The organism is Metabacillus sp. KJ11-3 (genome assembly GCF_055808295.1).
Map to the genome: position 1 here is coordinate 3,402,475 of NZ_CM147865.1, position 21,429 is coordinate 3,423,903.

The 21,429-nt window shown below is 35.9% G+C and carries 18 protein-coding genes and 1 pseudogene; 6 read left to right on the plus strand and 13 right to left on the minus strand.

Annotated elements, in window-relative coordinates; translation table 11 throughout:
* The first annotated feature begins 47 nt into the window (after window positions 1–47).
* Window positions 48–1,790, plus strand: coding sequence for a sensor histidine kinase (locus AC0L8O_RS16995; RefSeq protein ID WP_473443974.1), 1,743 nt, complete (start codon window positions 48–50; stop codon window positions 1,788–1,790).
* A complete protein-coding gene (locus AC0L8O_RS17000; protein ID WP_473443976.1) occupies window positions 1,787–3,343 on the plus strand; it encodes a response regulator transcription factor in 1,557 nt (518 codons plus the stop codon). The genes AC0L8O_RS16995 and AC0L8O_RS17000 overlap by 4 nt, the downstream gene beginning before the upstream one ends.
* A 177-nt stretch (window positions 3,344–3,520) precedes the next feature.
* On the opposite strand, the gene araA is transcribed toward AC0L8O_RS17000, so the two are convergent.
* From araA to AC0L8O_RS17015, 3 genes are all read right to left on the minus strand, one after another.
* Window positions 3,521–5,008, minus strand: coding sequence for an L-arabinose isomerase (araA, locus tag AC0L8O_RS17005; RefSeq protein WP_473443978.1), 1,488 nt, complete (start codon window positions 5,006–5,008; stop codon window positions 3,521–3,523).
* 54 nt (window positions 5,009–5,062) lie between these two features.
* A complete protein-coding gene (araD, locus tag AC0L8O_RS17010) occupies window positions 5,063–5,755 on the minus strand; it encodes an L-ribulose-5-phosphate 4-epimerase (protein ID WP_026561033.1) in 693 nt (230 codons plus the stop codon).
* Window positions 5,756–5,979: 224 nt separating this feature from the next.
* Complete coding sequence (locus tag AC0L8O_RS17015) at window positions 5,980–7,578, minus strand: xylulokinase (RefSeq protein ID WP_473443980.1); 1,599 nt, start codon at window positions 7,576–7,578, stop codon at window positions 5,980–5,982.
* A gap of 452 nt (window positions 7,579–8,030) precedes the next feature.
* On the opposite strand from AC0L8O_RS17015, the gene AC0L8O_RS17020 reads away from it, so the two are divergent.
* Window positions 8,031–8,510, plus strand: a complete 480-nt coding sequence (locus tag AC0L8O_RS17020; RefSeq protein ID WP_473443982.1) for a PAS domain S-box protein — start codon at window positions 8,031–8,033, stop codon at window positions 8,508–8,510.
* Window positions 8,511–8,512: 2 nt separating this feature from the next.
* The gene (locus tag AC0L8O_RS17025; RefSeq protein ID WP_473443984.1) at window positions 8,513–9,706 is read left to right on the plus strand and encodes a sensor domain-containing diguanylate cyclase; all 1,194 of its coding nucleotides are present in this window, start codon (window positions 8,513–8,515) and stop codon (window positions 9,704–9,706) included.
* 150 nt (window positions 9,707–9,856) lie between these two features.
* On the opposite strand, the gene AC0L8O_RS17030 is transcribed toward AC0L8O_RS17025, so the two are convergent.
* Complete coding sequence (locus AC0L8O_RS17030; RefSeq protein WP_473443985.1) at window positions 9,857–11,185, minus strand: 6-phospho-beta-glucosidase; 1,329 nt, start codon at window positions 11,183–11,185, stop codon at window positions 9,857–9,859.
* A 185-nt stretch (window positions 11,186–11,370) separates the two neighbouring features.
* On the opposite strand from AC0L8O_RS17030, the gene AC0L8O_RS17035 reads away from it, so the two are divergent.
* Window positions 11,371–12,102, plus strand: coding sequence for a MurR/RpiR family transcriptional regulator (locus AC0L8O_RS17035; RefSeq protein ID WP_473443987.1), 732 nt, complete (start codon window positions 11,371–11,373; stop codon window positions 12,100–12,102).
* Window positions 12,103–12,195: 93 nt separating this feature from the next.
* Window positions 12,196–12,678 carry a hypothetical protein gene (locus tag AC0L8O_RS17040; protein WP_473443988.1) on the plus strand — a complete coding sequence of 161 codons (483 nt, stop codon included), beginning with the start codon at window positions 12,196–12,198 and terminating at the stop codon, window positions 12,676–12,678.
* Between the two features lie 382 nt (window positions 12,679–13,060).
* Here the strand turns inward: AC0L8O_RS17040 and AC0L8O_RS17045 are convergent.
* From AC0L8O_RS17045 to AC0L8O_RS17085, 9 genes and pseudogenes are all read right to left on the minus strand, one after another.
* A pseudogene (locus AC0L8O_RS17045) lies at window positions 13,061–13,899 on the minus strand (aldo/keto reductase).
* Window positions 13,900–14,029: 130 nt separating this feature from the next.
* Window positions 14,030–14,677, minus strand: coding sequence for a ThuA domain-containing protein (locus tag AC0L8O_RS17050; RefSeq protein ID WP_473443990.1), 648 nt, complete (start codon window positions 14,675–14,677; stop codon window positions 14,030–14,032).
* Between the two features lie 59 nt (window positions 14,678–14,736).
* Complete coding sequence (locus AC0L8O_RS17055; protein WP_473443992.1) at window positions 14,737–15,438, minus strand: SDR family oxidoreductase; 702 nt, start codon at window positions 15,436–15,438, stop codon at window positions 14,737–14,739.
* 14 nt (window positions 15,439–15,452) lie between these two features.
* The gene (locus tag AC0L8O_RS17060) at window positions 15,453–15,935 is read right to left on the minus strand and encodes a VOC family protein (protein WP_473443994.1); all 483 of its coding nucleotides are present in this window, start codon (window positions 15,933–15,935) and stop codon (window positions 15,453–15,455) included.
* A gap of 11 nt (window positions 15,936–15,946) precedes the next feature.
* The gene (locus AC0L8O_RS17065; RefSeq protein ID WP_216772396.1) at window positions 15,947–16,420 is read right to left on the minus strand and encodes a VOC family protein; all 474 of its coding nucleotides are present in this window, start codon (window positions 16,418–16,420) and stop codon (window positions 15,947–15,949) included.
* A 72-nt stretch (window positions 16,421–16,492) separates the two neighbouring features.
* A complete protein-coding gene (locus AC0L8O_RS17070; RefSeq protein WP_473443997.1) occupies window positions 16,493–17,371 on the minus strand; it encodes a carbohydrate ABC transporter permease in 879 nt (292 codons plus the stop codon).
* Between the two features lie 61 nt (window positions 17,372–17,432).
* On the minus strand, window positions 17,433–18,323 hold the full coding sequence (locus AC0L8O_RS17075; protein WP_473448973.1) for a carbohydrate ABC transporter permease: 891 nt from the start codon (window positions 18,321–18,323) through the stop codon (window positions 17,433–17,435).
* 257 nt (window positions 18,324–18,580) lie between these two features.
* Window positions 18,581–19,900 (minus strand): ABC transporter substrate-binding protein, encoded by a 1,320-nt coding sequence (locus tag AC0L8O_RS17080; RefSeq protein ID WP_473443999.1) that lies wholly within the window; start codon window positions 19,898–19,900, stop codon window positions 18,581–18,583.
* 327 nt (window positions 19,901–20,227) lie between these two features.
* A complete protein-coding gene (locus AC0L8O_RS17085; RefSeq protein WP_473444001.1) occupies window positions 20,228–21,253 on the minus strand; it encodes a LacI family DNA-binding transcriptional regulator in 1,026 nt (341 codons plus the stop codon).
* Window positions 21,254–21,429 lie beyond the last annotated feature (176 nt).

The following is a 21,429-nucleotide window of genomic DNA, read 5'->3' on the forward strand; positions in this document are numbered from 1 at the left end:
GACATTATACAACTCTACTTATCATACTACTGGCAGGTTGATTAGAAATGAAATATATCAAATGGATCGTATCAAGTTTACGTGCAAAACTTCTATTGATGTTCCTTTTTTTAACGGTCATCCCTCTTATTCTTGTTGGGATGATTTCATATATGAAATCGTACGATATTTTTTCACAAAAGTCATATTCATTAGCTCAAATCCAACTAACACAATTACGCAGTGAATATGATGAGGTGATTCAAGACATCAAAAGATTTACTGAAATTGGGAAAAAGGACAGCACTGTCCATTTTCTAATAGACAAACAAAATACAGCTGAGGAATCAAAAAGCATTTTAGGAATGATAAAGCTTTACAGAGAAAGTTATCAATATAGTGATAGTATCATGAATATTAAAATTATTGGTCTTGATGGAAAAGCTGTTAGCGAAGATCGAGGAGTTCACCAATTAGATCATCAAACACTCACTAAACCTCCATTTGTGACACTACTTGATGAACCTACGAAAACGTTGATTGAGCCGATCTATAAAAATAGTAATCCAGCACTTTCCATGACAAGTACGATCGTATCCGATTCGTCCGAAGAAGTTATTGGTTTTATAGATATTGTCATTAAAGCTTCTATTTTTAAGGATATCCTTCACGATGCTTCCTTAAGTAACTCAAGCACCGTTCAAATTCAATCTGAGTCTGGAACTATTTTATTCTCGTATCCACAATTTGCAAAGACTTCACCACTCTCAGATCGAAAATCAATAGAAGAAAACAGCTCTGGTTATTTTACGAAAGGGTCCACATTTTTTGTTTATGATACATCTGAATTAACCGGATGGAAATTTATTAGATCTACACCATTAACAGAAATAACGAAAGAAGCAACTGAAATAAGGAGTCTCATTGTCTTAACAGTTGGCTCAATTTTAATTTTTACAATTGGATTATATATCTTTATTACTTCAAGACTGATTCTTCCGCTTCGCTTATTAAAGAGAAAGATGAAACAAGCTTCCCAGGGAGATTTGGAAGTGAAATTTGAAAATAAAGGGACAGATGAAATTTCAGAACTAGGTGAAAATTTTAATAGTATGCTCATAAAAATAAAGGACCTATTAACAAAAAGTGTAAATGAGCAGAAACAGTTAAAAAAAGCAGAATTACGTACGATGCAGGCCCAAATTAATCCTCACTTTCTATATAATTCACTTGAAACCATTATATGGATGGCGGAAGCAAGAAAAACGGGTCAAGTCATTGAAATTACAAAGGCATTATCCCATTTTTTTAGAATTTCTTTAAGTAAAGGAAAGGATGTGATTCCTCTCGAAGATGAGATTAATCACATCCGGAATTATCTTACGATTCAAAAAATGAGATACCAAGATATCTTAGATGTAACATTTCACTTGAATGAAGATATTTTAGAATACGAAATCATTAAATTAACACTTCAGCCTATTGTTGAAAATGCAATTTATCATGGAATAAAAAATAAACGTGGCAAGGGGTTTGTACGAATTAAAGGTGATTTCACACCTGAAGGATCTATTTCAATTGATGTAATAGATAATGGTATTGGAATGAAAGAAGACAAATTAGAAGAAATTCGATCTCAATTATCTCAAGGTGTCCCATTTGAAAAAGAACAAGGTGGCTTTGGTATGGTAAATGTTCATCAACGAATACATTTACACTATGGAGAACCTTTTGGTCTTACAATTAATAGCTGGTATGGGTCAGGTACACGTGTCAGTTTGATCATACCTGCAGAAGGGAGAAACAGATGAAAAAAGTATTTTTAGTAGATGATGAAATGGCTATCCGCGCGGGGATCGGGAAAAGTATTGATTGGAAACTAGAAGGGTTTATCTATTGCGGCGATGCTTCAGATGGCGAAATGGCCCTTCCATTGATTGAAAAACACCAACCTGATATTGTCATTACTGACATTAAAATGCCTTTTATGGATGGACTGGAACTCAGTCGTATTCTTCGTGAAAAAATGCCTTCAATAAAAATCATTATTCTAAGTGGTCATGATGAATTTGAATATGCTAGGGAAGCAATGCGTATTCAAGTTGCGGAGTATTGCTTAAAACCTGTAAGTTCTCTAGATTTACTTACTATTTTAAAAAAGGTCTCTTCAAAAATAGATGAAGAGGAACTGAAAAATAAAAGAATAAATGACCTGGAAAATCAAATTTCTCAAAATAAATCTGCTACTAGAAATAAATTTTTATATGAAATTTGTGAAGGCTCATATACCTCTTCAAGAGCTATAAAAGAGGCGACACAATTAAATATTAATCTAATCTCAAGCTATTATTATGTTGTTATTATTGAATGTACAATTGAATCAGACTTTATTAACTGGATCGAAGAGGAATATGATTGTTTGCGATTCAGCAGAAAATTGAAGGAAACGATTTATATTATGAAAGGCGAATCAAAACAGGCACTTGAATATGAAGCAGAAGTAATTCGAAAACGTCTCCTCCTTGCTCATGAAGATCTACATCCAAAGAAACCATTAATCTTTGGTATCGGAAGAGTAGAAAGTCGTATCAAAGGGATTTCTGTTTCGTTTTCGGAAGCTGATGAAGAAAAAAGCTATTCAAGTATTATTCATAAATACAGTTCTAAGGGAACTGAAATAGATATTGAATCAAAGAAAGAGCTCCAACATTTTAACCGCAGAGACTTAATTGACTTTTTAAAATATGGACTTCTATGCGATATTTCTAGTTTTGCTCGTACCTATTCATCTTATCTGTCAATGGGAAATATTCGTTCACCTTTTACAACGTATTATTTTTTAATGGATTTCACCATAACGATTTCACATTATTTAAAGGAAGGAGAAATGGACCGTCTTGAAGTTATGCAGGAGATTAATCAATTAGAAGTGAAAGCAAGCTGGATTAGGAACTATAATGAGGTTCTAGCCTTTATAGAGGAAATGCTGCACCTCGTTTTATCAACCAGAGATTGTTTAACAAGCAAATACTCATCATCTGTTCAAATGGCTATGGATTATATTAATAAAAATTTTCCCGACTCACAATTATCGTTACAAACAGTTGCTGATGCCGTAAATGTAAGTGCCTCCTATTTGAGTCATTTGTTTAGTCAGGAAACAGGTAAAACATTAATTGAATATTTGACAAACACCCGTATTGATATGGCAAAAAATCTATTAAAGTCAACAAACAATAAAACCTATGAAATTGCCGATCAAGTTGGATATAGTGATTCACATTATTTTTGCAAGACCTTCAAAAAAATAACCGGATTAACAACAAAGCAATTTAAACATCAAAGACAGGATTTTTTGGTTTAGGCTTTGGAATTAACAATTCCGATCCTTATTTAGAGTAGTACGTAATATTTCTATTTTTCTCACAAAATTTGAAGGATTGTTAATATATCTTTCCAATTACCTTTGATTAATTAAACATTTTTATAAGATAAAAAGAAAAGCAGAGGTCTAATTTCCTTAAACCTCTGCTCCATGATCTTATCTTCTCCAAATAGCTTCATTCCACTTTAATTCATTACGGAATTGTCTCACATTTGTATCTTTGTCGATGACAACCACTTCGATTTTTGCCATATCAGCAAAATCATATAATTGTTCAGTTGTTACTTCAAAAGAGAATACTGTATGATGTGCTCCGCCAGCATAGATCCAAGCTTCTGTTGCTTCACTTAAAGAGGGCTGAGGCTTCCACAATACTTTTGCTACCGGTAAATTTGGTGTCTCAATAGTAGGTTGTTCAGCTTTCACTTCATTGATGACTAGACGATATCTTCCACCTAATTCGATAAGTGAAGCATTTACTGCATCTCCACCTTTACCATCGAATACTAGACGTGCTGGATCCTCTTTTCCACCGATACCTAAAGGATTTACAACAATTTTAGGTTTTGTCGCAGAGACTGTCGGACAGATTTCAAGCATATGTGAGCCAAGAATCATTTCGTTGCCAGGCTCTAAGTGGTACGTATAATCTTCCATGAAGGAAGTTCCTTTATTACCGGAAATAATTTTCATTAATCGTAATAATGCAGCTGTTCTCCAGTCACCTTCACCTGCAAATCCATATCCTTCTGCCATTAAACGTTGAGAAGCTAGTCCCGGAAGTTGTTTCATGCCATGTAAATCTTCAAAATTTGTCGTGAATGCGCTGTAATTCCCTTTAGACAAGAATGCTTTTAATCCTAACTCAATACGTCCTTGCTCAAGAATTGAGTCTCTAACTGCTCCTGGCTCACTCGCTTCTGTTGGAAGCTCGTATAATTCACTATACTCTTTATAAAGTTCATCTAACTGATCATCTGTTACTTTTTTCATTTCTTCAACAAGATCACCAATACCGTAATAGTCTACTGTCCAGCCAAACTTAATTTGTGCTTCAACTTTATCTCCGTCTGTTACGGCAACGTTTCTCATATTATCTCCGAAGCGAGCAACTCGAATATTTGGACCTTCTGTAACTCCAACAGCCGTTTTCATCCAGCTACCTAGTTTTGATGTAACATCTTTGCTTTGCCAATGTCCAACAATTACTTTTCTTGACACATCCATACGAGTTCCGATAAATCCGTACTCTCTGTCACCGTGAGCTGCTTGGTTCAAGTTCATAAAGTCCATGTCAATATCGCTCCATGGAATATCACGGTTATGTTGGGTATGAAGGTGAAGTAATGGTTTTTGTAGTGCCGTTAGTCCTGCGATCCACATTTTAGCTGGTGAGAATGTGTGCATCCATGTAATAATCCCTGCACAATTTTCATTTGTATTTGCTTCAAATGCCAGATTTCTAATTTCCTCTGCTGTCTTAACAACAGACTTGAATACGATATTAAAAGGAAGATCTCCTTCTTTATTTAACCCGTCTACAACTTCCTGCGAGTTGTTGGCCACTTGGCGTAATGGTTCTTCTCCGTATAAGTTTTGACTACCTGTAACAAACCAAAATTCATAAGGTCTTGTTTTTAACATGTGAATTCCTCCTAATTTATATAGATTGTTAGATTTATTGTTTAGTTAGTTAGCTTATTTTTTCTGTCCGTAATATGCATTTGCACCGTGTTTTCTTAAGTAGTGTTTATCTAATAATGTCTGATCCATAGGCGGGATTTCCGGGTTAATTTGGTATGTGTGGAAATTCATTTTTGCCACTTCTTCCAAGACAACAGCGTTATGGACTGCTTCACTTGGGTCTTTTCCCCAATTGAATGGGGCATGACTATGAACTAGTACACTAGGAATCTGTGATGGATCTATGTCTTTAAATGTTTCAACAATCACATTCCCTGTTTCCAATTCGTACTCACCTTGAATCTCTTCTTCTGTCATTCTTCTCGTGCAAGGTACAGTACCGTAAAAATAATCCGCTTGCGTTGTCCCTAATGCATGAATAGGTTTACCCGCTTGAGCCCAGCTTGTTGCCCACGGGGAATGGGTATGAACAATTCCCCCAATTCCGGGAAAGTTTCGGTAAAGAACCAGATGTGTTGGGGTATCAGATGATGGGTTTAAATTACCTTCGACAATATTCCCCTCTAAATCAAGTACAACTAAATCTTCGACTGTCAACTTGTCATATGCAACGCCGCTAGGCTTGATTACGACTAGTCCTTCCTCTCGGTCATAACCGCTTACATTTCCCCATGTAAACGTTACCAACCCGTACTTCGGTAAAGCTAAATTTGCTTCCAACACTTGCTTCTTCAAACTTTCTAACATGATCTGGTTAGCACTCCTTTCAAGCATTTTTCATCTTGTACGCATAAACTTAAACTCATATTTAAATCATATCGTAATTTGTACGTACAATCAACAAGAATTTAAATAAGTGATGCATTATAAATTCAATCTATCCTTTAAAACATGTGTAGACAACGAATCCTTTTTTGGAAGCACTCGACAAGAAAAACTGTTCCTGTCGAGTTGGCAAATTTACTCATAACTTACCGAAGATTTTCAACTGCTGCTCTTTCAATAACAAGACCGTTTTTATACCGTTCCATAAATTGCTCAAAGCCTTCTACATCTTTCGGATCTGGAGACACTGTCTTCACTGATTGATCAACAAATACTTTGTCATTTAAAAACTCTTCCAAAGATTCCTGTTCCTTTTTGTTTATCATATAAGATCCAAGTAGGGCCATTCCCCAAGCACCGCCCTCTCCTGCCGTTTCCATAACAGACACAGGAACATTAAAAGCAGCTGCCAAGACACTTTGACCAACACCTTCGGTCTTGAATAGTCCGCCATGACCTAATACTTCATCCAATTTTACGTTTTCTTCATTTAATAGAATATCCATACCTATTTTCATCGCGCCGAATGCTGTAAATAATTGCACACGCATGAAATTAGCTAGATTGAAACGACTTCCTGAAGAACGAACAAACAATGGACGGCCTTCTTCAAAATGAGTCATATGCTCACCTGAAAGATAACCATATGATAATAGGCCACCTCCATCCTGATCTCCTTGAAGGGCTTGTTTAAATAACGTTTCATATATTTTGTTCTTGTCACCTTCAATACCCATTGCACCTAAAAATTCTTCAAATATTCCGATCCATGCATTTAAGTCCGAAGAACAGTTGTTGGAGTGAGCCATCGCTACCAAATTACCTGTAGGTGTTGTGACAAGATCAATTTCAGGATGTACTTTGGACAAATCTTTTTCGAGTACAACCATGGCAAAAGCAGATGTTCCGGCAGAAACATTACCAGTACGTTTCGCTATACTGTTTGTGGCAACCATGCCTGTTCCTGCATCACCTTCAGGAGGACAAAGCGGAATACCTGCTTGCAGTTCTCCAGTAACATCGAGAAGCTTGGCCCCTTCTTCTGTTAATACGCCAGCATTTTCCCCCGCTATTAAAACATGAGGCAAAATGTCTTCCAGTTTCCAAGATAATTTCTTGTGAGCAACCAATTCATTGAACTGATTGATCATGGTTTGATTATAATTCTTTGTTTGTAGGTCAATCGGAAAGACACCGGAAGCTTCACCAACACCCAACACCTTCTGTCCTGTCAACTTCCAGTGAACGAAACCTGCTAATGTTGTCAAAAAGGAAACATCACCAATATGTTCTTCCTGATTTAAAATCGCTTGATATAAGTGAGCAATACTCCATCTTTGAGGAATTTGATAGTTAAACAGTTCTGTTAATTCCTTCGAAGCATCTCCGGTTATATTGTTACGCCATGTACGGAATGGGACTAAAAGCTTTTCATTTTTGTCAAAAGCCATATACCCATGCATCATCGCACTAAATCCAATAGCACCAACCGTTTGTAAAGTGATGCCATACTGTTGCTTTACATCATTAGCCATCTTTTGAAAGCTGTCTTGAACACCCTTCCAAACTTCCTCTATACTATATGTCCACAGATTATTTACATAACTATTTTCCCATTCATGGCTTCCGGATGCGATTGGTGTATTATCTTCGCCGATTAAAACTGCTTTAATTCGAGTTGATCCAAGTTCAATACCAAGTACTGTCTTACCGCTTTGAATTGCGCTTTTCACATTAAGACTCATTCAAAATTCCTCCAATACATTATCGTTTTTATAAACAAACTGCAGTAACCGCTTACACAACACTTAATAAATGTTAAAAAACGTATTGTCATTTCTATTCTTTACTAAAGAAGTTTTCAAGTTACTAAGTTTAACTGTCAACAACTCAAAACCTTGTGCGTATATATATGAAATTATAAGTTTATAATACTATAATTGGTACGTACAATCAACAATGATTTGAATGTATCTTACATGTTGGACCACAGGATTATATTTAGATTAATTCCCAAACATTTTTCATAGAAAGCGCATTTAACATAGATTACTTTCCGTAATCAAATGACAAAATCATCACAAAATACCGGTAGATTGTTCCAGTTAGAGTTCCAATGACAAAATGATATAATACCTTTATTATGACTAAAAAGTAGGAACCGCATGTTCTATTAGTAGGGGGTCTCAAAAAGGACATGGAAAAAATGATATTTGAGACGAACAATAAAAAATATCAAGAACTTATTGAAGTAAAAAATGCTGTTATTTTTCATTTGGATCTAGAAAAGAACTTCGTTTCATTAAATTATGAATGGTCGAATTTAATGACATACACAGTTAACGAAACCGTAGGGACATCTTTTTTAACATATGTTATGGAGGAAGATCGAACTATGATTAATGAGCAATTCTACTCTTTAATCACGGGAAAAACCGATGGGGTTCATAAAGAATTTAAGTTAATCACTAAGCTAGGTCAAGTAGAAGATGCTCACTTATTTTTAAGGGTTAACCTAAACGAGAAAAAGAAGGCAGAATCCTTTTCAGGAACTATCACCTGTTTAACTTCTCGAAAAAACAATATCGACACTTATAAAAGAGACATGCGAAATTATCAATTAATCTCTGAAAAAATGACAGACATGGTTGTGCCGTACTTGCTCAAGACGGATTAATCTTGTACGCATCCCCTTCACATACATCAATTTTAGGCTTGGAACTTGATGAATATATAGGCAGTTATCCGATTAAGCATATTCATCAGGATGATTGGGAGAGAGTCTTCCACACCTTTCACAAGATGGTTGAATCGTGGGAAAGCATTGAGATCGAGTATCGATGCTTACACAGGGATGGACATTGGCTTGATTTAGAAATGAAATGTACACCAATAAAAGGACCCAGTGATGAAATCCAGGTGATTTCCGTCAGTCGGGATATTACCGTGAGGAAAAAGGCAGAGGAAGAATTACGACAGACATCTATAAAACTTAAAACACTCATTGCTTCTCTCCCCTATGGAGTCAAGGTTGAGAATGAAAAGGGGGATGTTTCCCTGTTTAATGATGCCTACTTAAAGCTATTTCCTCAAAACAACAAGGCACCTGAATCATATGTGGATGAAGGAAATCACATAGCTCCAAATGATCAAATTTATAACCTTGAAAAGAAAGATATTATCAATAAACGTCAAAGCCGTCTTTCAGAGGAAATTCATTTAAAAAATGGACGAATAATTGAACGGGATGCCATCCCTTTGATAGAAGATGCACATTTTGATGGGTATCTATGGATATTCCGTGACGTTACAAATGAAAAGGAAGCAGAGCGGAAACTTCAAAAAGCCAACCAAATTCTGAAAGAGCTTTCACTACTGGACGGGCTGACTGGAATTGCTAACCGTCGTTGCTTTGATGAAGAATTAAATAGAGAGTGGAATAATCGAATGTATCATTCAGAATCAATATCTTTACTGCTTCTAGATATTGACTATTTTAAGCAGTTTAATGATTTATATGGACACCAGGCCGGCGATAACTGTCTTAAACAAGTAGGAAGCATCCTAAAAAATACACCGAAAAATCTATATGACTTATTAGCCCGTTACGGTGGAGAAGAATTCGCTATCCTTCTTCCAGGTTGTACAATTGATCAAGCAATCATAATGGCTAACACTATCCAAGAAGCAATAAGGTGCGCAAATATTATCCATGAGGGATCAAAAGTTAAAGATATCCTTACACTAAGCATAGGAATTTCAACGATCATACCTAAGCAAACGAACAAACCTGAAGATCTAATCATTGCAGCAGATAAAGCATTGTATGATGCAAAGAGAAATGGCAGGAATCGGTATTCCATACTTTCTTGATCATATTAATCATTCTTTTTAACCTTTTTCTACAGAGATTTAAATAAAAAGACAGGCACTTTTCCATGGGATAGTGCCTGTCTAATAAAGAATTAAATGATATCCAAAAATGTAAGTGTATTCTATATAAACATATAGTAAACAATTACATTATACTTCTACTGTTTCAAAAAACTGTGGTAAATAATCCTTATGTGCTTCCATCATTTCATCCAAAATCTGTTTCCCCACTTTATCAGATGGTACTAATGGATTTATTGTCATCGCTAATATCGCTGTATCATAGTTTCCTGTTACTGCTGCCTCTGCTGCTACACGTTCAAATGATTTAATTTGTTGTACTAGCCCTCTAACCGCTACTGGTAAATCTCCATTAATGATTGGTTTTGGACCTTCCTTCGTGATGACACAGCTTACTTCCACTGCAGATCCATAAGGAATACTGGCGATTGCTCCATTATTAATAGTGTTAACAGGCTGAATATCACGTTTATCGTTATAAATAGAAGAAATTAACCGAACAGCTGCATCACTGTAATACGCTCCGCCGCGTTCTTCCAACTGAGGTGGCTTGATGGATAAATTAGGATCTTTGTAAAGCTCAAACAATTCATCTTCTAATTTCTTCACCACTTCCGCTCTTGTTGTGCCTTCTTTAAAATTTTTCATCTCTTTTTCCAACATTTCATCACTCTTATAATAGTAAAGGTGATATGGACAAGTGAGGGCATTTAATGCACGGATAAATTCCGGCTCCCATCCTTGTCCTTCTATGTTTTTAACAAAGCTGCTGTTCTCTGGATTTGATAACAATTCGATTACTTTCTCCTTCACACTTACACCGTCCAAATACACATCCAATCCATATACCATATGATTTAAACCGGCAAAATCAATCCGGATACGAGAATGGTCAACATCTAATAGCTTTGCTACTCCCATCTCTATACCGATCGGAACATTACATAACCCTACTATTTTTTTATGATCCGAATAGCGAAGAACAGCTTCCGTCACCATGCCTGCAGGGTTTGTAAAATTGATCAACCAAGCATCAGGACATAGTTCTTTCATATCTTTTACAATGTCCAAAATAACCGGAATTGTACGCAATCCCTTAAAGAGTCCACCAGGTCCATTTGTCTCTTGACCTAACACTCCATGACTCAAAGGAATTCTTTCATCTTTCGCACGTGCATCCAGTAATCCTACACGAAATTGAGTTGTTACAAAGTCGGCACCTTTTAATGCCTCTTTTCTATCTAATGTTAAATGAACCTCGATCGGGAGACCTGCCTTTTCAATCATTCGTTTTGCAAGGTTCCCTACAATTTCTAACTTTTCCTTCCCTGCTTCTATATCAACCAACCATAATTCCCTTACAGGCAACTCATCATATCTTTTAATAAAACCTTCTACTAATTCAGGAGTGTAACTTGAACCTCCGCCAATAGTTGCGATCTTAATTCCTTTACTCATGGAACATTCCTCCTAAAATAACGAATTTACAAGACCTATTATAGAGATGATAAAGAGTAGACGATATAGTTTTGAAAGCGCTAGATTTGTTTTTCTCCTAAAGGAATTTGTTTCCTAAAAGTAACACTGCGTTTCTCTTATGAAGTATAATGACAAAAGAAAGTTTACATGAAGGAGAGATGCATTTGTTTACAAATGAGGAAATTGCCACTTTCAATGAACTTGAGATGCTGATTTACAAATACGTTATGCAAAATAAAGAAAAAGTGATATATATGCGTATACGAGATCTTGCTGATGAAGCTCATGTTTCCACCTCTACAATCATGCGTTTTTGCCGGAAAATAAATTGCGAAGGCTTTTCTGAATTTAAAGTGAAACTTAAGCTGTCAATGGATGAAAAAAGTGATATCTCGATCAAAAGCGGTCAGTATGTGTTGGGGGAGTTTTTTGAGCGCACTCAAAATGAGAAGTTCATCGCTAAGCTGGAGGATGCTGCAGACACCATCTCTAAAGCTAGTCATGTATATTTTATCGGAATCGGCAGTTCAGGTACACTTGCTGAATATGGTGCTAGATATTTCTCGAGCTTAGGTACTTTTTCTACATATTTAAAAGATTGGTATACACCTATTCATGCCAATTTGAATAACAGCATGACGATTGCATTGTCCGTCTCCGGAGAAAATGAGTTTACCCTATCTCATATTCATAAATTAAAAGAAAAGAACAGTAAAATTCTTAGTGTTACAAACAATGCACAGTCTACAATCGCTAAAATTTCTGATAAAAATGTGTCTTATTATGTGACCGAAGAATTTTTTGAATCTGCGAATATTACAACTCAGATTCCAGTTATTTTTATCTTAGAGGAACTTGCTAGAAGGGTGTATGAGAAGAGTAGGAAGTTGGATTGAGTCTGAATAATAATATGAATATGACACATGGTATAAAACCCCTTTTACTAAGAAACAATAATTAGCAAAGTTGCACCAAAGAGGAGCTTGCAAATGGATAAATTTCTACATAATTTAGACTTAGGAGCAGAAGGTCTTTGGTTTCCCGTAACAATAAGTATTATATTAGTATTATTAGTTTTATTACTTCCTAAGAAAAATATTTCTTGGAGAGAAATATATATTACGTTTGGTATAGTAGGCCTTGCTACTTGGATTAGCGATGCCACAATTGCCAGAGCATTGGATCTTATAGATTTAGGTGATCCTAATAAAGGTGGAATTGGAGATATACTCTCGTATACATTTATACCAACTTCTCTTGCCATATTGTTTTTAAATTACTATACAAAAGAAAACAAATGGAAGTTATCTATCCTTTTCTCGGTTATTTCATTTTTGATTGAAGTTGGAATGGTCTACTTTGGATACATGAAGTACACTGGATGGAGTATGGTAATTTCTTTCGTAGTTTTTATTTCTGCCTTTGCTTTCCTTTTACCACTTCACTTAAAAATAATAAAAAATGAAGAATAACCAATGTCGGTGTTGGAAGTTTAATGCCTACATAAATATTGGATATTATTATTGCGTAATTAAGGTCATCAAAAACACATATTTACAAATAAAAGAATATTCCAGCTTTTTAAAAATTGATTCCCTTACATTAGGAACCGACTTTTTATTGGATTGTTTTATTAGTCGAGTAGAAGCTACTAAAATACTGTCTCTAATTAAAAAACGTAAGACAAAACTATTTAATATGAAAAAAGGATGGCTTTTAACCACCCTTTTCTTCTTATATTCTATTAAAAATAGTTGGACTTATATAATCAGGAATATTTCCTTATAACCAACAATTGATCACAAAGTACAAGAGTGCTAAAAGTTTGTTTCTTGATTTAAATGCCTAGTTTTCCTACACCTTTTCAAACTCATCTGGATCGGCAAACATACGTTTATCCTGATTCAAGTCGTTGATTTTTTCCATGTCTTCTTGTGAAAGTTCAAAGTCAAATATATCTGCGTTTTCAGCGATTCGATGCGGTTTTGTCGACTTTGGAATAGTGATGACTTCTGTTTGCAAATCCCAACGAATAATAACTTGAGCTGTCGATTTATTATATTTCTCAGCGATTTCCACTAAAACGGGATCCTCAAGTAGACCACCCTGCATTAACGGAGACCAGGCCTCAAGCTGAATTTTATTTTTTTGCAATACTCGTGAAGTTCCCTTTGATTAAATCTTGGGTGGTATTCAACTTGATTGACCATTGGGACAATTTCACAATTTGTGATGATTTCTTCTAGATGGTGAATTTTAAAATTACTGACGCCAATGGCACGTACTCGACCATCTTTATAGAGCTTTTCAAGTGCCTTCCATGTGTCTACATACTTCCCACGGGATGGCAGCGGCCAGTGAATTAAATATAGATCTAAATAATCTAAACCTAACTTTTCCAAACTTTCATCAAAAGCCTTTAATGTCGTATCATACCCTTGGTCAGCGTTCCATAGTTTAGTTGTGATAAATAACTCTTCCCTAGGAACATTTGATTCAGCAATGGCTCTGCCTACGCCCTCTTCATTTTTATAGATGGCTGCTGTATCTATGCTTCGATATCCTGCCTCTAGAGCAGATTTTACTGAACGAACAACTTCCTCACCATCTTGCACCTTAAAAACACCTAAGCCAATCCATGGCATTTCAACACCATTATGTAATGTTGTTGTGCTTATTAAAGAATCGATCATGGGTCACCACTCCTTTAATCAATTTGAGTTTGTTTATCCTATAAACTTAGTATATAGGTGGTCTTCCTATTTTTCAAATAATTAGAACAATCTAAAATGTAATAGCCTCTTAACTCCATCTACTAACAACTTAACGACTTACCCATTCAATCGTTCTCGCAAGAAGTTGAGTAAAATTCTCATTTAGCAGACCTTCTTTATTATGTGCCGGGGTAAGACAGCATACCTTACCTTTGCCATAATGATGATACCATCCTGCAATCGAATGCCCATCCTCTGACTCTGATTTCAAAAAGACATTCGTTTCCTCTTCCTTTACTTTGACAAAATAATGCTCATCTAAAAGGTCAAATGAAACTGGACCAAACACATCGTTTCCTTGTACACTCGTATATTTCACTTGTGAATGTTGAACAGGATGGTATTCAAAATGACCTTTTAATAGTTTCGTATAGCTACTATTAATATCATATGAAGCAAGACCAGAATGCCAGCCTAGCCAACCACCACCTTGATCAACATACCGGAAAATTGCTTCCCCAATCTCCTCATTCATCCACGTATCAACCTTTTCATCGGTAGGATTGATACGATCTTCTTTAAATAAAATGACAGCATCTGGTTTTTTCGCCAATTCTTCGCTTAACTGATTTGTTTGAACTTCCACACATTCAACTTTTTCGTTTTCATTTAATAAACCTAAAGCGTGATCTAAGGATGCATTGATCCATTCCTTTGGATGATAGTAATCACCTAAAACAACAACGATTCTTTTCACATTTATCACTCCTTCTTTTAAATTTTGACCCCCAAACAATAAGTTTGAGGGTCCGGTTCTTATTGGGGCATTGGTTCTCCCTTAAAGTTTATAAATGAAGCGTTTTTATCAACTTTCTGTTTTTTCTCGATAATATCCAAAATTCCACGAGCTGATTCCCCAGGTGTTCCAGGAGCTTTCTCCCCACCCATATCGGTTTTGATCCATCCTGGATGAATTGCATAAACTGAAACTTCGTCTTTAGCTAGATATTTCTTAAGCTGCTGTGAAAACATGTTTAACGCGGCTTTAGAAAGAGCGTAAGGATAATCACCGCCATATGCATTTTGGAAGCTTCCGGCCTCAGATGAGATATTAATGATAGATGCATCTGGTCCTTTGGACAGTAGAGGTAAAAAGTGTTTAACCACACGCATCGGTCCAAAAAGGTTTATGTTAAAGGATTGCTCCACCTTTTCCATATTGATTTCTTCAATTGTTTTTGAACGCTCATCTAAAATAGCAGCATTATTTATGATTACATCAAGCACGATGTTTTCTGCTTTTAACATTTCCGATGCCGCTTGACAGGTTGCTTCTTCCGCAATATCTAATGATAAAACGTGTATCTGATTAGGAAAAAGAGAGCTTAGTTGTTTTAACTGATCTGTTTGTTTTACTGTGTTTCTGATACCTGCAAAAACAGTATGTCCTCTTTTGACTGCCTCAGTCGTTAAAGCAAGACCAAGACCTCGGTTAGCACCTGTGATGAATAAATTCATAGAATCCTCCTTATCTAGTTTTTGACTGGTTTACGTCCTAATTCTTGAAGTCCTAACATGACTCCTAGTTGAGGAACTGCGTCGAAAAAGCAATATCGACCAACTCCATACTCTCCTTTATGTACTAAAGGAATTCCTTTTTCTTCAACAAAGTTAATATGTTCTTCAAACCCATTCACAGTAAACGTAATAAACTGTACACCTTGCCCATGCTTTTGTTTAAACTCTGTATATGGACTTTCCTCGTCAAGTGGTTCTAACAGCTCTATTGTGACAGGTCCCATTTGAAGGTTCGCTATTTTTACTCGGGCAGGAACATGTTCTCCACGGAAAACCGTGTAAGTCTCACCTGTTGGATCTGGTGTATAATCTTCTGGCGGAAGAATAACCTCAGGCGCTTCTACACCAAATAATTCCGAAAAATTTTTCGCCGCAACATGAATATCTTCAACGACTAAACCTATTTTGATAAGATTATTGTTTTCAATTTTATTCATGACGCTTCCCCCTATTTATCATTTTCAAGAAGCTCTAGCATAATCTTTAAATCTTTGAATGTATCCATATACGCATAGCGTCCACCAGTATATTCCCCTTTTTGTACTAAAGGCATATTTTTCGATTCCATGATCGACACTTTTTCTTTCATTCCATTGATAATAAAAGCAATATGATGCGGGCCTTCACCATGTTCATTTAGGTGATTTCTCCAAGTACTAGGATGTTGATCAGGCTCAATTAATTCTAATTGAAGTGAACCCATATCGAAAAATGCTAATTTTGAGCGAGCTTCAGAAGATGCTCCCTCGAATTCTGTTTGAGCTTTATCGACAGAGTCAGTCCAGTTCCACTGTGGTTTTTCTACTCCAAAGAAATCAGCATAAGCTTGTGACACCGTTTCTATATCATGAACTAAGATTCCAATTTGAGCGATTACCTTTGTACCTAATACACCATTTTGAGATTGAGTTTGATTTGACATTTTTATTTCTCTCCTTTTTTAACATCATATATATTTACAATGGATAATCCATTGTCATTCCTATTTTTTCATTTAATCTTCAAATCCCCATTTTTTCGATAGTTTGAAAAAGGTCATTGTCATGATTAAAGCAATAATTAATAGAATCCACGCTTGTGCTGAAGCATATCCCATATTAAAGTACTGAAACGCATTTCGATAGAGATACAAAGAATAGAACAACGTGGAATTGTCCGGTCCTCCATCGGTGATGATAAAGGCTTCTGCAAAGGATTGAAAAACCGCGATCATTCCTGTAATGGAATTAAAAAGAATTGCTGGTCGTAACCCTGGTAGCGTAATATGAAAAACTTTTTGAAAAACATTTGCTCCGTCAATGGATGCAGCTTCATACAAGGATTTCGGGATATCACCTAAAGCCGCTAAATAGATTAAGATCATATTTCCAGACATCCAAATCGACATGATAATAAATCCTGGTTTTGCCCATGTTGGACTTGAAAACCACCCAGGTCCTTCGATTCCAAAAATGCCAAGAAGAGAGTTGACAACACCTGAATCAGGTTGTAATACCCAAATCCACAAAATAGCTAGAACAACAAATGGAACTAGTGTTGGAATGAAGAAAACAACCCTAAAAAAAGAAATCCCTTTGATATTTTTTGTATTTAATAGAATCGCAATAAAGATGGTCACAACTGTAGTGATCGATAATCCGACAAAGATCATATACATGGTGTTTCCTAGGACGGTTAAAAACAAATCATCTTTAAAGAGAAGCTGCTTATAGTTTTCCAATCCTACAAAGATTGGATCAGAAATTAAGTTATACTCTGTCATAGAATAGTAGAGTGAACTAAACATGGGATAGGCTGTAAAAAAGAGAAAACCGATAATCCACGGAGAAATGAAAAGCAGACCATTTCTCAAATTTCTTCTTTGTGTGTTCATAAAATTAGCACCCCTGTTTTTTAGAAAGTTGCTCCTATTTTAATAGAGTGAAGGAATGATTTTACCCTTTTGACCCAGTAAAAGTGATTCCTTCAATGAAATATCGTTGTAGGAAGAAGAATATGATAATGATTGGTAGTGTCATCGCCACACCGATCGCCATCAGTAAGCCCCATCTAGGATCATTTTGTGACATGATTTGCTGAACACCTAACGAAAGTGTGTATAGACTATTGTCACTTAAGAAAATCAATGGCCCTAGAAAGTCTCTCCATGCTTCTATAAACTGAAAGATCACGACTGTAGCTAAAATCGGTTTAGATAACGGTAAAATAACTTTCCAGAAAACAATAAATTCATTTGCTCCATCCATTTTTGCTGCTTCCGATAATTCTTTCGGAATGCCTTTGAAAAACTGTCTTAATAAGAAAATAAAGAAAGCGTTACCGAAAAAGTGTGGAACAATTAAAGGATAGTAAGTTCCAATCCAGCCAATATCTTTGAATAAAAGGAATAAAGGTATCATGATCACTTGAAAAGGTAGCATCAAGGTTGCTAAAACAATGATGAAAATGCCATCACGATATTTCCAATCAATTCTTGAAAAACCATAGGCAATGAGAGAATTAGAAAGAACTGCTCCAATACATGTAAAAAGGACAATGATGAGTGTATTCTTTAAATATAAAAAGAATGGAAATGCGGAGAAAGCTTCTTTATAATTCGACCAATTTAAAACTTCCGGAATCCAAATTGGTGGGTCAGCAAATAGTTCTGTACTGCTTTTTAATGAGCCCGATATGAGCCAAAGAAATGGCACAATAAAAGCTAAAGAAAATAGTATCAAAATGACGTAGACAACGAACTTATTTAATCTTTTATTCACCTTTGTCAGTGTTGTTGCTTGCCTTTGATTAGGATGAACCTTTGCTTCTGCCGCTGGGAGTGTCATCTTCAAAATCTCCCTCCTTACTTTTTTTAAAAACCCCGGATTTTCCTTTTAGAAAAATCCGGATACTCTTCTTTATCCCATTCTTAACGGGCAGTAACACCTATACCTTAAAGCTATAAAGATACGCCTTATCACTGCCCGTAAAGATCCGACGAAGGACAGGACGTCCAAGTCAGGCTCAGCCACAGGACGTGGCGCTATGAGCGTGATAAGTCTCGCTATTAATCATTGAGGGATGGGAAAAACCCCCAATTACTTTATTTTTTATCATGTGTTTCTTGTAATTTCTCCTGGGCTTTTTGAAGAAGCTCTGCTGGATCTTCATGATTATAAATAACACCATCACGTATACTTGTTAACTCATCACCCATTTCACTTGATACTGAAGTTAGTGCAGGGTGACCTGAATCTGGTGAAGCAGCAACTTTTAACACGGTTTCATAAACTGGGTCATTATCCCACTCAATGGCATCTGATTTTTCTTTCCAGATGGAAATGGATCTCCAAATGTTAATGTTATCAGCTAAAACTTTGTCTTGGTTTCCATATAATGCAAAGTTAATAGCTGCTTGTGGATTTTTAGCTCCTTTTGGTATGAAAAAGACGTTAGTTCCGAATACAGTTGAATCTTTTCTTCCACCTGGTGGTGCAGGAATCGCCGCTACTTTATAGTTAGTATCTGGAGAGTAGATCTTTAGTGCATTCGCAAACCAGTTTCCACTCACTGTCATTGCTACTTTTCCGGTCATAAATGGGTGATCTGGAGAAAAGGCTCCGCCAAATCCTGAAGTAAAGGACTTAATTTTTTCTGGGTCATACTTCTTAGCATAAGTATCCATCCATTTAAATGCGTCAACCATAGGTTGCTCATTCAATGTCACTTTTTTAGATTCTGTGTCATACATATTTGCACCAAAAGCCCATGGCCATGTATAAGGATCCTCCCCAGCATCAATCCAAGGAATAAATCCTATCGTTTCAAAGCTTCCATCATCCTTTAATTTCGTTAAGGCTTCGGCAGCTTTATCTAGTTCTTCAATCGTCTTTGGAGGATTTTCCGGATCTAGTCCAGCTGCTTCAAACATATCGACATTATAGTAGAGCAAGTTAACATTGGAATCCTGCGGAAGAATATACGTTTTTCCATCAGGCAGTTTCATTACATCTTTAAAACCATCAAGAACACTATTCTCATCAAATCCCGCGGCTTCTAAATATTCATCTAGAGGTTCTAAAGCACCCTGTGCTGCCAAGCTATAAGCAAGCTGATAGTCATTTCCATCCCCCAGTACTAGATCTGGCGGGTTTCCACCCGAAATTGCAGATAAAAGTTTACCATTTGTAATACCATCAGGAACGTATACCGCATTTACTTTTGTTCCTTTCTCTTTTTCATAATCTGCAATTCTATCTTTATCCCATTTTTCAGAATCCCCACCCCATGGATACCAGTATGTAAATTCTTTGGAGTTTCCATTAGATGTTGATGATGAAGAGGAATCAGAACTCGAACAACCTGATAAGATTAAAACAAAAACAAGGAACGAAGCCAAACTCATTGAGACAATTTTCTTCACTTTTTTTACCCCCTAAATTAAATGAAAAATTTCCCCAAGATTAAGCAAAAAGTGATCTCATTGTTATTTTTGTGAACTTCTTTTTGCTGAACACCCCCTTTAAAGTGATGAAACGTTCGTTTTGTGAACGCGTGTTTATTTTCGGCTATAGTTCATTTATAATAAATATAAAAGTCTTAACTACACTTCGGGTAAACGCATACATTTTAAACATTCAAAATTAGAAAAACTTGGCTTGTCGCCAAGTCCAATTGGCGAAAGCCTCAGTTTTTCTTATACTATCATCCATAAAACTTATATCTTTCGATAGTATAAAAAGAAAAGAGATTAAAGAGAAAGACATGATTCTCTTACAATCAACTCAGAACCCATTGTCACTTTAATCCCCTTTTGATTCGTTTGTTCAATCGTATTTATTACATCAAGCGTTAAGCCTTCCATCATTCTGTTTAAATCTGTTTTAAATGTTGTTAATGGTGGATGATGTAATTTACTTAACACATGGTCATCTGTACCAACAATTGAAATGTCAGAAGGAACATGAATTTGTTTTTCTGTTAGAGCTTCAATGGCACCAAAGGCGATACTATCATTTGCAGTAAAAAAGGCTGTTGGTAATTCAGGATTAGTATTTAAATAGTTATACATTGCTTGATAGCCATTTACTCTGCTAAAATCCGATTGAATAATCCATTCCTTTCTAATAGGTAAACCATGCTTTTTCATAGCTTTAAGATATCCCTCATATCTCGCAGAACCTGAATGTCTTCTTAAATTACCATTCATAATTCCAATTTTCCTGTGATTCAAACTAACTAAGTAATCTACTGCCTTCATGGCACCCTCTTCATTGTCAAAACTATAAACAATCCGATTCGGCTCATCACGCCCAGGTAAATCTTGATCGAAAATCCCTATGATAAAACCTTCTGCAATCAGTTCCTCGATGAATGGTTCATGATTATCAGCACCTAAAAAAATACCAGCATCAATCCTATTTTGATAAAAAACTGTTTTCACCCGTTCGATATTTTTGGGAGATTTACAGTCTTGAATAATATTCGTAACTACGTAATAATCATGGGATGACGCAGCTTCTATCACACTAGCAATAAGCATATTGCTTGTTGGGTCTTTTGAAACACTCCCCTTATCAATGATAAATAATCCTATATTTCTCATATTTTTACCCGCAAGAACTTGCGCGGACATATCTGGAAAGTAGTTATACTCTTTAATGACTTTCATTACCTTTTCCCTGGTTTCCGGTGGGACACTAGGGTAATTATTAATTACTCTACTCACTGTGCTTCTAGACACACCAGCAAGTTTCGCAATTTGTGTGCTATTCACTTTATTCCTCTTCAATGTCTCTTCCCTCTTCCGTGAACACGCGTTTATTGATTGATTTTATTCTACCCCCATGTAATGGGCGTGTCAATCGATAATTTCATTTTTTTGAATATTCTCTAAACACGCTTTCAATAGGGTTTCTAAAACAGGTTCTTTATCCTTATGTTTTTTACATT